This is a genomic window from Streptomyces chiangmaiensis (assembly GCF_036281785.1).
In the GTDB taxonomy this organism is placed as follows: Bacteria; Actinomycetota; Actinomycetes; order Streptomycetales; family Streptomycetaceae; genus Streptomyces; species Streptomyces chiangmaiensis.
This window is the reverse complement of record NZ_JAYWVC010000239.1, coordinates 1-11,366: the sequence shown is the minus strand read 5'-3', so window position 1 is coordinate 11,366 and position 11,366 is coordinate 1. Positions and strand designations below refer to the sequence as shown.

The window sequence follows — 11,366 nt, the reverse complement described above, 5'->3', positions numbered from 1 at the left end:
GGCAGGCGCGGGTGTGTCAATTTAGGGTCTGGCCCGTAGTCGGTGGTGACACCGAGTAGCCATCCGTGATCATGATCTTGTGATGGATGTCAACTCCCTTACGGGGACGGTGTTTTCAGAGCTGTCGGTGCTGGTCGTCGAGGACGTGGCGGACGGCGGTGACGCGGTGTTGCGCCGCCAGGGTCGTGAAGGGTCTGGACGGTCGTCGACTTTCCGACGTCGCTGGGCCCGTCGATGGTGAGGAATCACCTGGTGTGGCCGCCCGGCACGCGGCGGCCTCCCGTCTGCCGTGGTTCCGGTCGTGTTTTTCACGGCTGAGTGTCCAGTTTCGGCGCCCCGTCGAGCCGTGTGGTCTCGATCCTCATCATCAGCGGCCACCTGCTGGGGCGCGGGCAAGTTCTTTGAGGAGCCAGTGCAACCCCCATCATTCCCGGAGTATCAGTGGCTGTGTTTTGTTACGCCTGCGTGCGGCTGTGCCAGTAGGTGGTCCAGCCGTGGGCGTGCCGGGCCATGTTCTTCTTCCAGCCCTGCGGGTCGTTGCGGGCGATCTCGTCCCACGCGGCGGCGCTGGCATCCGAGAACACGGTCACCGCGGCGGGGGGAGCGGACGCCCAGGAAGTGAAGGACACGCGGGCCCATGCATCGGCGGCGGCCGCGTAGGACGACCAGCGCTGTTCGGCCCGCTTGAGTTCGATGGCGGGGCACGGTGTCGTCTGGAGCTCGGCCACGGCGTGGGCGACCAGTGGCAGGTCCGGAGAGCCGGGAGTGTAGTCGGCGTGCCGGCCGGTAAGCCGCTGGTAACCGATTAGGTCCCAGCCGCCGGCTTGTACGTGCCACAGCATGCGCGGTGACGCCGGGGGCAGGTACGGGTTGATTGCGGCCTCGCGGTGCTGGGTGCGCACCTGCGGATCGTCGGCGGGCACGCCCTTGACGAACAGGACCGTCTCAGCGGTGCGGATGGTGGCGGCGATCCCCGAGTTCACCCCGGCCTGAGCGGTGTCTGCGCTGAGGACGGGACCGGTGTGGGCCTCCACGGCGGCGCGGGCCGGGGCGGGGAGATCGGTCCAGTGGATGCGGTCGACGGGCATGGGTCTCCTGCTGGTCGGACAGGGGGCCGCCCCCGACCCTACTGCGGGCCGGGGGCGGCGTGGGCCAGGCCCTGATTGCGGCCTAGTACGGGACGTCGTCGCCCGCGTCGCACGAGCACATGGCCGTCTCGACCAGTTCGTCCAGGTCGCCGATGACCGCCAGCTCGTCATCGGCGAGCGGGCGGGCGTTGATCGCGACGGGACGAGTCGGCTCGACGTTGCGGGCGGCGGGTCGGCGACCGGCGCGGGCAGGACCGCCAGGGTTGCAGGTGACATGACGATTACCGGAGCATCCACCGGTGCGAAGCATGAGGGAGTCGGCGATGGAGCCGAGCCGGGACAGGCCCTCGACGCCTTCCATGATCAGGTTGATGCGCGGGTCGCGGCCGACCTTGTAGATCGACGCAATGCCGAACGGATCGGCGCGGAAGAAGGTGTGCCCCGCGTTGCAGCTGGTGAACAGCTTGCGCTGGAGAAGGAAGCTCGTGGCCTGCGTCGGCAGGGCTCGGCGCCTCTGGCGATCGTGGGGATGGTCGTCGATGGACGCTGACGAGGGGGGCCTTGCCGGACTCTGCTCGGCGTGGGCCCGGTCAGGCTGCTCGCCTGACCGGACTTCTGCTACTTCCAGTTGTGCTCGGCCAGGGTGCCGGTGTCGTTGAGGTAGCCGAGTAGGCCGGCTTGCGGGTACTCGATGATGTCGTTGGGCAGGTCGTGAACAGTGAACCATTCGAGTGCCAGGCACTTGTCTGGTTCCTTGTTGACCGGGATTCCTTCCCATGTGGTGGCTTCGAAGAAGAAGCCGATTCGCTCGACCTGGGTGTTCTGTCGGTGGTGTACGACGTGCACGAGGCGGAGGTGGGCGGGGTCGACGGTGATGCCGGTCTCTTCGAGTAGTTCGCGTGCGGCGCCGTCGGTGAGGGGTTCGCCGTGGTCGAGTTTGCCGGATGGCATGTGCCATCTGCCGTGGCCGTAGGGGCCGCCTCGTTGCGAGAAGAGGATCTTGTCGCCGTCGCGGAGGATGACGTGGGTGTCGATGACGGGCTGTGCCGGTTGTCCGCTCATGTTTCCTGGGGGGGTTGGACGGGTGGGTGAGGCGTTCGACGCTAGCGGCAGAGCGGGGATGGCGTCGGCGATTCGGCGTGCTACGTCCGATGGTGTGGCGTTGCTGGTGTCGAGGAGCAGCACTTCCACTCCCATGGCAAGGAGGTGGGATGCGGCGTCGGCGTAGAGGTCGACTTCTCGGCTCGGTCCGGTGGGATCGAGATGCCAGCGGTGGGTGATGCCCCGGGTGGCGATGCGCTGGGCGATGAGGCTGGGGTCGGCCGTGAGGATGACGGCCAGGTCCGGCAGCAGTACGTGGCGGTTGAGGGTGAGCAGGAAGTCCAGTGGGACGCCGTCGAGTTGCTGCAGGACGAGGGTGGAGGGCAGGTAACGATCACTGATGATCAGCTGCCCGGCCTGCAGCGCGGGTTCTATTTCGGTGTCGATGTGCTCGTAGCGGTTGGCGGCCACGAGGCAGGCGAGCGCTAGGCCGTGGATCTGGTTGGCGTGGCTGCGGGTGAACTGTCCCAGGTCGCTGCCGGTTGGCTCGAGGGTGCGCCGGGCGGGGCGGCCCCGTGCGGCGAGGTGATCGTGGAGGGTCTGGACGGTGGTCGACTTCCCGACGCCGCTGGGCCCGTCGATGGTGACGAACCACCCGGGGCGGCCGCCGGTCATGCAGCGGCCTCCCGCCTGTCCTGGTTCCGCTGGTGCTGTTCGCGGGTGAGCGTTGCAAGTGTTGCCCGGATCCGCTGCAGGGGGATGTCGCCGAACTGGATGCCGACGGAGAAGTTGAACTCGTCGCGCTGCCGCATCGACTCGTGTGCTCCGTCACCGGTGAGGTCGACGTCGCCGTAGGCAAGGAGCGCGTCGGGGGTGTGGCCGGCCTCGATCAAGGTGTGCCACACGGGCGTGCCTGGGTAGGGGCGGAACTCGAATACGCTGGCGCGCACGTCGCCGCTGTGGTGGTCGGAGATGGCCCAGAGGTTTCTGATGTGGCAGATCGTTGCGTTCAGGTCGTCTTGGGTTTCGCCGGGGAAGCCGAGGATGAAGTAGCCCTTGACGCCGATGCCGTGGGAGACCAGGCGGCGGGCGACGCGTTCGGTCATTTCGGCGTTGATCCGTTTGTCCATCGCTTGGAGGATGCGGTCGCTGCCGGATTCGATTCCCAGGGCCACTTCCCGCAGGCCGTTGGAGACCAGGCGTTCGAGGTCGCGGTCGGAGAGCCGGTCGAGGACGTTGATGCGGCCGGTGGCGTCCCACACGTACTTCTCGCCGATCCGGTGTCGGGTGAATGCCGCCATCTGTTCGTCAATGACGCGGCCGGCGCCGAGGAATAGGTCGTCGACGAAGCGGAAGGCGGTCACACCGTGTTCGGCGTGGAGCTGGTTGAGCTCACTGATGATGTTCTCCGGGGTCCTTACCCGGATGGCGGTGTCGGGGTTGGCGCTGACGGCGGCGCCGCAGAACGTGCAGTTGTACGGGCAGCCGCGGCTGCCGACGATGTTCGCCTCGATGTGCCCGTCCCGGGCGGCCGTCGCACGCCAACCGGCATGGCCGCGGTCTGCGAGCCGCCGATCGGCGGCGGTAGGCGCCGACCGGTAAGGATCTTGAGGGAGGAAAGCCCGGTCGACGTACGGCAGGGCGTTGATGTCGGGGCCCAGCAGCGCTGCGCTCGTCTTGGGGTCCGCGACGCCGGCCGCACGCGTGCCGAGCAGCCGATCCCGCCACAGGACGCCGGGCAGTTCCCGCCGTCGTTGCTGGTCTTTCAAGAGCGCGGCGACGCGTAGTTCGCCTTCACCGAGGACGAGGGCTTGCAGGTTGGCCATGCGAGGATCGGCCAGGATGCGGTCGGGCATCGCTTTGGCGTGGTGCCCACCGGCCATCAAAGCGATGTGGGGATCGAGCTTGGCGGCGATCCGCGCGGACATCTCGTAGGTGGGTGCCAGGAGGTTCATCGCCGCCCACCGAGGAGCGGCCGCGTTGCAGATCTGCGCTGTTTCCGCCACACCCAGCCCGTGCGCTTCAGCGTCGAGCAGACCGACGTTGAACCCGGCCTGTTTCGCGTAGGTGGCGATGTAGGCCATGCCGAGCACGGGGAGCGTGTAGTCGTTGGTGCGCGGCCGCAGGGCGTAGTCGCGCAGCGGTGCATTCACGAACAAGGCGTCGAGCGTGCGCCTGGCGTCGGCGCCGTTGATCAGCGGTAACCGCGGCATGGGTCCTCCAGGTCATCGGGCATGTGAGCCCCAGGTGAGGGTGGAGAGGGTCAGGGTGTGCAGGGCGGTACGGTCGGTGCCGGCCCACCCGGTCCACATCGGGCTGAACGCCTTGTCTTTCTTGCCGGGCCACGGGTGGTCGGGCGCGATCTGGGCGGCCCAGGTCCGCACGGCGAGATCGTCGTGCGGGTAGATGCTGAAAGTCACCGGTGAAGTCGGCTGCCGCCGCAGCGGCAGTCCACGGCCCGATGCGGGGGATCCGCGTCAGCGCGGTGACGAGGCCGGCGGCGTCCAGGCCCTGCCACTCGCCGTGGTGCTGCCCGTAGTGGGTGGCCGCTGCTTGCAGCGCAGAGCGGTGGAACTTCGCGCCGACGCCGTCGAATGCGTCGTCAGTCAGAGCGAGGACCTCTTCGTGCGTGGGCGCGAGGGCGAGCGTGCCGAACGGGGCGTCGACAGTGGTACCGAAGGTGCGGCACCAGGCGCGGTAGAGCTTGCGGGCTTGGTCGGCCCGCACGACCTGGCGCAGGATGGCGGTAGTGATCGCGTCCCACAACCACGGGTTCGCCAGCCGCTATGAGACGCCAAGCGCGTGCAGCCCGGTGCGGAGCACGGCGGGGGCTGCGCCGGGAACGCGGGCGGGATCCGTCGTGACGATGGTGGGCTTCACGTCCTCCGTGCCGTGCACACAGGCCACATGCAAGCCGCCCTCTTCGCGGGCCAGGTACCAGATGCCGGAGGCCGTACGAACGGCACGCGCGCGTGCCCCGTTGTCGTACGCGTGCCAAGCAGGGTGATCGGTCGTCAGAACGCTGGTCATCGGATGCTCCTCACGTTGCACGGTCGGTTCGCCGTAGCCTCTCGCGTCACGGGAGTTCGACGCACGCGGGCACGGGAAAACCGGGAAGGCGTCAGTTGGTGAGCCGGCGCTGAATGAGGTAGTCGCGCATCCGCATGTACTCGTCGACGGTCACCGGCCGGGACTCCACCGCCTGCTCACCGGGCTGGGCAGGGGCAGGCCAGGTCTCTTTCCCGGGCATCAGCTCCTGGGCCGCGTGGGAGCGCTGCTTGCGGCGCGGGCCGCGCACGAACAGGGTGACGGTGTCCGGCTCCATCACCGCCTGGTGCACCATCGCCTCACCGAGTGTGTACGCGCTGCCGGGCCGCTCGATGGTCACGATTCCCGGCTCGAGGTCGGCCCCGGTGAACGGGCCGTCCCAGCCGTTGGTGCGGCGACGCACCACATGTACATAGCCGCCGGTGAGGATCCGGGTGGCGAATGCGTAGCAGTGGTCGTGCGCCACGCGCTGGTTACCGGGCCGCGGGTTCATGTTCAGACGGATCTCGAAGCCTCGGTCCGCAGCCTGGTAGAGCGACAGCCGGTTCAGCAGCAGCGTGACGCGGCTGGCGGCCAAACGCTCCGGATCGCGCAGCACCTCACTGACCAGCCGGGTCAGCAGGTCCCGGTCCCCGGCGAGACGGTCCAGCAGGGTGCAGCTGATGCGCTGCACGTCGCGCAGGTCACGCGAATCCAGTGACGGCACACCGTCGAGCCATGTGGTCGCCGTCCTCATCAGCGGCCACCCACCGGGGCACTGGCAAGCTCTTCGAGGACCCAGCGAGCACGCCAGGCAGCGGCCGCGTACTCATCGCCGGACAGCCGTTCACCGGTATCGAGCGTGGCATGGGCGGCGAGTACCTGCAGGCCGTCGTCGCTGCTCTGCGTCGCGCACAGCGTGCCAGAATGCACAGCGAACACCTGCTCGGGCCCGAAGCTGCGCGCGTACTGCGGGCGCCCAGCCTGCATGTCGCTGGGCTCCTGGTACATCTCCAGCGCCACGGTGCCCGCAGCTGTGAGGACGACCGCGGGACTGTCCACCAGCCACGGCGTCATAGCGGACTGGGCCGCGACCCGCAGATAGACCGCATGACGGTCCGGTACCGACACCGGCAGGTAGGCATAACCGTGAGCCAGGAACGCGTCGGCCGAACCGTGGGTCTCGCTGCTGAGGACGCTGACGACTCTGGAAGCAAGGGCCGTGAGCCATCCCGTGCGGCCAATAGCGGAGATCTCGGGGATCTCGCCAGGGTCTTGCCCGTGTTCAAGTAGCTGATCGACGAAGGAGGGGAGTAAGGCCTCCACGACGTACCCCCAATTGGGTGAGTCGGATGGTGACGGATGCCCCGGTGCCGGGCCACCGGGGGAGTGGAAGGCGGCCCGGCACCGGGTTGAGGCCCGCCCCTTCCCCAAGCCTCATACGCGTCGGGAAAGGGGCGGGAGCTTGGTGTTGGCCGTTAGCGGTCGGGGAGATCATCCAAGGCGATGACGGTGTAGGCACGGAGTCTGCGGCCCATTTGGGAGGCGAGGTACCAGCGCAGCCCCGGATGCCCGTAGGGCAGCGCCTCGTCGGTAGCGGGCAGGGCCTGGAGCCCTCCATCGCCGTACTGGTAGGGGGTGCCGATCACTCCGTACAGCGGTGCGCTCTGCACCAGGAATACGGTCGGCTGACCGGCGAGATGAGGGCACTGCTCCGCCGCCGCTCGCGCGTGCTTCAGACACACTGGTGGCTGTGCGGTGCGCACCACCACATCCTCGGACCGCACCTCATTCGGCCCGGCGAGGAAGATGACGCCGTGGCGGGTGCGGGCGCTCTGGGCGCAGACCTGGCAGCGCAGCTGCTCCATACATTCGCGTTGGCGGGAGGGGTGGACCATCCGCCACCGTGGTCGGCCGGTGGGCAGGCCGTCGACGCCGATCGTTTGGGAGCAGCGGCCCCACAGGACACCGCGCAGGTCGCGGTCTTCGTGCAGTTCGTTCCAGTAGCCGAGCTGCAGGCGCCCGTCGGGACCGTACGTGCCGCGCAGTGATGAAAGGTAGTCGGGGTGCTCGCCCTCGCGGCTGGTGATGTACGGCACGAGTCGGCGGGTGGTCCGGCTGGGTGCGCTCATTGGGCAGTCCTCATCGATGTACTGATCAGCCTTGCCGGCTTGCTTGGCCATCACCGTCGAGTCGCTCATACGCGTCGGGAACGGCACTGCAGGCGCAGTCATCGGGAGAACTCCGAGGTAGGTGCTTGATTGGCATGCAATGGAGCAGGCATCGGATCCTTCGGAACGAGTGGCAGGTCGCACCAAGCGAGGGTTCCGTCCTTGTTGAAGCCCCAGGTACCGCCGAGCTCAGTGATCAGGAGGTCGACGAGGAGCAGGCCGCGCCCGCTTTCCGACTCGGTGCCGACGTATTGCGGCTCAGGGACGGCCGAGGGCGACCCGTCGTGCACCTCAAGGCGCAGTTCGTCACGTGCTGGCATCCAGCCCCGCACACCCATCGACCCGCATCGACCGTGCTGTACCGCGTTGGTGCACAGCTCCGAGACCACGACGAGGACGGCATCGACGCGGTCTTCCGGCATTCGGCAGTGGCAGCGGATCCACGTCCTCGTGACGTGTCGGGCCACTTCCACGCTCCACGGCTCGGATCGGATGGCTAGGCCGAAGGCCGGCAGCACAGCCGTCGGCACCTCCCCGATGGGGCGCGGGAGCGCCTCTAACAGGCTGGTCGATCCGACATCTCTGGGGGGGGCATGGGGGGACTCCCTGGTCCACGGGTGAGCTCGGCCTGCACCCTCAGCGAGGGCTGGCGATCAGCGTTCCCCCAGCCCCCGTGGCTCCGCCATGACGTGAAGGGTGTCCTCTGCGCCTCTTGTGAGCGACGAATGTGGCCTCGGGGTAGCTTTGAAGCGGCTTGTAACCAAGGTGAGTTGCCACGGTTGGGCGCAGCGGTATCCCCTTTCCGACAGAAGGGATCGATCCGCAGGCTCACCACGCAACCGTGGCGCCGGGGACTGGGGGCGACATGAGAAGTGCTCCGAAAACACTGCTCGCATGGCTGTGTGACCGGGACAGGCTTCCCTACGGCCGGTTCGAGAAGAGATTCACCGAGACAGCAGAACGTCTCTTCGGCCGGGACCCCAACAACCCCACCTGCGGCGAGACACAGTTCCGGCGCTGGACGGGCGGCAAGCTCGTGGGCTTGCCCGGCCCCGACACCTGCCAGGTTCTTGAGGCCATGTGGCCTGGCCACCCTGCGGAGCAGCTGTTTGGCCCGCCGCCGGAAACCGATCCCCAGGCACCCGCGTTCGACCTGGAAGAGCGAGTTCGAATGACTGCACGTGAAGCCCATGACGGCGCCGACGCGACCGCCGCGGCGTCCATCTCCGACAACACCATCGACGAGCTACGCGACCATGTGGTGACCCTTGCCCGGACCTATCACACAAGGCCGCCGGCACAAGCCTACGAGGACGCCGACAGGCTCCGCCAGGACATCGAAAGCCACCGGGACAGGACACAAGTCCCCTTCCAACAGCAGGAACTGCTGATCCTCAATGGGCAGACAGCCGCCCTGTTGGCGGTTGCCGCCTTCGACCTCGGCTACTTCCCTAGCGCCCGGTCCCTGGCGCGTACGGCCGCGCTCTACGGTGAGACCTCACGATTCGCACCTCTGCAGGCGTTTGCCGACGGCACCTTGGCCTACATCGCCTATCACGCCGGGGACACGACCGAAGCTGTGGCAAAGGCCAACCGTGCTTTGTCCCACGGCGGGGTCGGCGACGTCGCCAACCAGCGCCTCTACTCCATCCAGGCCCGCGCCTACGCACACCTCGGCGATGTCGCCGCGTCACAGCACGCCATTCAACTCTCCGGACAATCCGATCACGACCTCCGCGACGAGCTGCACGACGTGGTCGGCGGAGAGTTCGGGTTCTCCGCGGAGCGCTTGGCCATGTCCACCAGCACCACGGCGCTGCTCATCGGGGACGCCTGGCAGGCTGAGACTGCGGCCCGTCGCGCCCTGGCGCTCCTCGCACATAAGCCGCACGGGCAGCAGTCGGCGCACGTGCGGGCGGGCGCGGCCGCGGATCTCGCACACGCTCGCCTCCTGGCCGACGACGTCGACGGCGCAGCCGAAGCACTTGCGCCGGTCTGGGAAGTGCCCGTCGACCAGCGCAAGACCGGCATTGTCGTGCGGGCCGCCCGCATCAGGCGGCATCTATCACAGCCCCCGTACCACGGGGCACAGCTTCCCCGTGAGCTGCGCGAGCGGATCGAGGACTTCACCCGCGTCTCCCCGCCCTACCGGATCGGCCCGCACGTGGGCCTACTGGCGATCGAGGCCTGATCACAGCGAGGCGAGAATGCTCGCCTCTTTCTCCGCAGCGATCCCGTGATCCGCCCACCTTGGGTGGTCCACGGGACGCCCGTCAGCAGCCCACCAGCGCCACGTGTCCCGAATGGTCTCGGCGATTGGCCGACACCGCAGGCCTGCCTCCACGGCGCGCTGAGAGTCGACAGCCCACACCCCGGCATGCGTGCGCCACAGCGGCAGCTCAGTCCACTGCTTCACGCCGCCCTTGGACAGCACCCTTGGATCCGCCCAGATGGGAGTACCGTTGCCACCCGTCGCGGCCAGGCACTCGTCCAGGAACCCGCCGAACGACATGCCGTCGGGGTGCGCCACGTTGAAGCCCCCGCTACTTGAGCCGGCGGCCTGAAGGAGAGCGAAATCCGCGACGTCGCGGACGTCGACGGGCTGGATCCGCTGCTCGGCCGGCGCCGGAGCGAGGATACGCCCGCCCCGCTTAGCCCGCTCCAGCCACCAGGGCAGACGGCCGACGTACTCGCCGGGGCCCAGGATCACGCCGGGCCGTAGGAACACCGCGGCGTCACCGAAGACTTCCGCCACAGCACGCTCCCCCCCGGCCTTCTGGAAGCCGTACTTGGTGGGGCTGCCATCCTCGCCGGTATATCCGAACGACTCGTCGGCATTGGCTGGGCAGTCCAGCAAAGGCGATTCCTCGGTCAGCGGCTCGTGCGGCCACCCCGCGTACACGGAGACAGTGGAGATGTGCACCCAGCGAGCAGCCCGGTCCTGCAGGGACGTCGTGGACAAGAGCACGTCCCGCGGGGCGAGTTCCGAACTGGACGTGTCGATTACGGCGTCCCACGGACCGAACTGGGCCAGCTTCACCAGGTCTTCGTGCACCGTGCGGTCACCGTGCGCGGCCTCCACGCCCGGCACATCAGCCCCTGACCGGCCGCGGTTGAAGGTGGTGACCGCCCACCGCCTCGACAGCGCGCTCTCCACGATGGCTTTGCCTAGGAACCACGTTCCGCCGATGACGAGAATCCTCATGCGCCGATCCTGCCCGTCGGAGCGTAGTGAAGGACAGAGAGACCCGTGAGAACTGCTCGTTAAAGATCAACGGAGACATGCGACGGCTCAGGGGCGGGGAGCCGCCAGAAGCGGAGACGCCCGGGCTGCGCACTCTGGATAGACGCGCTACGCAACGCTGTGACCCGCGGTGGTCGGAGCCTTGGCCCATGGCCGGTCCTCCGCGAACTGCTCACGGTGCGAGGAGAGAACGGCACTTCAGCGAACCGTGCTAGCCCGGGCGGGCATGTGCGGCCGACCGGGCTAGCCTCTGAACTGGTCTGCGCACCGCGGGGGTCCGCAGTGTCGGGTTCGAAGAGCGGGCGGCGCTGGCGCTGAGCCAGCCACGAGGGCTTCCCGCTGCGTGGCCAGCTCCGGAACGTACTTGTACAACGTCGCGCGGGAGACCCTGAGCAACTTCGCGATCGAGGTGATTTCGGGTCTCAGGGCCCGGGTGTCTGCGACGATGACGCCGGAGGTGCGCCGCCCCCGGCCGGCGCCGGCGTCTCCTGCTGCTGGTGGTCCCGGCCGAGGATGAGTACCAGCGCGGTCAGTACCGAGGTGGCACAGACGATTGCGCCGACGACGTCGCCCTTGCTGGCGGGGGCCTGGCGGGTGTGCTTGTAGACGAAGCACCCCACAGCGAGCGCCACCACCAGGAGGACGCAACCGACGGGGTCGATGTGCACGGTCAAAGTCTGTCTCCCGCTCGCGAGCCGGAGTGCGGCCCTGGGTGAGGAGTCCGCGGTCGCGGCTCCAGCCCTTCGGCGGGGAAGTGGGGTGCCTGACAGCAAAGAAGCCCAACTCTTTTCGAGT

At 68.1% G+C, this 11,366-nt stretch carries 13 protein-coding genes; 1 reads left to right on the top strand and 12 read right to left on the bottom strand.

Annotated features, from left to right (window positions below):
• Window positions 1-455: 455 nt before the first annotated feature.
• The 10 genes from VXC91_RS37810 to VXC91_RS37765 all read right to left on the bottom strand — a co-directional run bounded on the left by VXC91_RS37810 (window position 456) and on the right by VXC91_RS37765 (window position 7,845).
• A complete protein-coding gene (locus VXC91_RS37810) occupies window positions 456-1,088 on the bottom strand; it encodes a hypothetical protein (protein ID WP_329511884.1) in 633 nt (210 codons plus the stop codon).
• An 82-nt stretch (window positions 1,089-1,170) separates the two neighbouring features.
• The gene (locus VXC91_RS47235; protein WP_408057571.1) at window positions 1,171-1,449 is read right to left on the bottom strand and encodes a hypothetical protein; all 279 of its coding nucleotides are present in this window, start codon (window positions 1,447-1,449) and stop codon (window positions 1,171-1,173) included.
• A gap of 257 nt (window positions 1,450-1,706) precedes the next feature.
• The gene (tmk, locus tag VXC91_RS37800) at window positions 1,707-2,804 is read right to left on the bottom strand and encodes a dTMP kinase (protein ID WP_329511883.1); all 1,098 of its coding nucleotides are present in this window, start codon (window positions 2,802-2,804) and stop codon (window positions 1,707-1,709) included.
• Window positions 2,801-4,342, bottom strand: a complete 1,542-nt coding sequence (locus tag VXC91_RS37795) for a B12-binding domain-containing radical SAM protein (RefSeq protein ID WP_329511882.1) — start codon at window positions 4,340-4,342, stop codon at window positions 2,801-2,803. Before VXC91_RS37795 ends, tmk begins: the two co-directional genes overlap by 4 nt.
• Before the next feature lie 12 nt (window positions 4,343-4,354).
• The gene (locus VXC91_RS37790) at window positions 4,355-4,549 is read right to left on the bottom strand and encodes a hypothetical protein (protein WP_329511881.1); all 195 of its coding nucleotides are present in this window, start codon (window positions 4,547-4,549) and stop codon (window positions 4,355-4,357) included.
• Between the two features lie 364 nt (window positions 4,550-4,913).
• Window positions 4,914-5,159: a hypothetical protein gene (locus VXC91_RS37785; RefSeq protein WP_329511880.1), complete on the bottom strand. Its 246-nt coding sequence runs from the start codon at window positions 5,157-5,159 to the stop codon at window positions 4,914-4,916.
• 91 nt (window positions 5,160-5,250) lie between these two features.
• Window positions 5,251-5,913 (bottom strand): hypothetical protein, encoded by a 663-nt coding sequence (locus tag VXC91_RS37780; RefSeq protein WP_329511879.1) that lies wholly within the window; start codon window positions 5,911-5,913, stop codon window positions 5,251-5,253.
• Window positions 5,913-6,482: a hypothetical protein gene (locus VXC91_RS37775; protein WP_329511878.1), complete on the bottom strand. Its 570-nt coding sequence runs from the start codon at window positions 6,480-6,482 to the stop codon at window positions 5,913-5,915. The genes VXC91_RS37780 and VXC91_RS37775 overlap by 1 nt, the downstream gene beginning before the upstream one ends.
• A gap of 152 nt (window positions 6,483-6,634) precedes the next feature.
• A complete protein-coding gene (locus VXC91_RS37770; protein ID WP_329511877.1) occupies window positions 6,635-7,288 on the bottom strand; it encodes a hypothetical protein in 654 nt (217 codons plus the stop codon).
• 98 nt (window positions 7,289-7,386) lie between these two features.
• A complete protein-coding gene (locus VXC91_RS37765; RefSeq protein ID WP_329511876.1) occupies window positions 7,387-7,845 on the bottom strand; it encodes an ATP-binding protein in 459 nt (152 codons plus the stop codon).
• 653 nt (window positions 7,846-8,498) lie between these two features.
• Here VXC91_RS37765 and VXC91_RS37760 point away from each other — a divergent pair.
• On the top strand, window positions 8,499-9,518 hold the full coding sequence (locus VXC91_RS37760) for a DNA-binding protein (RefSeq protein ID WP_329511875.1): 1,020 nt from the start codon (window positions 8,499-8,501) through the stop codon (window positions 9,516-9,518).
• Here VXC91_RS37760 and VXC91_RS37755 read toward each other — a convergent pair whose 3' ends face one another.
• Together VXC91_RS37755 and VXC91_RS37750 are read right to left on the bottom strand one after the other, a co-directional pair.
• A complete protein-coding gene (locus VXC91_RS37755; RefSeq protein WP_329511874.1) occupies window positions 9,519-10,532 on the bottom strand; it encodes an NAD-dependent epimerase/dehydratase family protein in 1,014 nt (337 codons plus the stop codon).
• Between the two features lie 461 nt (window positions 10,533-10,993).
• Window positions 10,994-11,239, bottom strand: a complete 246-nt coding sequence (locus tag VXC91_RS37750; protein WP_329511873.1) for a hypothetical protein — start codon at window positions 11,237-11,239, stop codon at window positions 10,994-10,996.
• Window positions 11,240-11,366 lie beyond the last annotated feature (127 nt).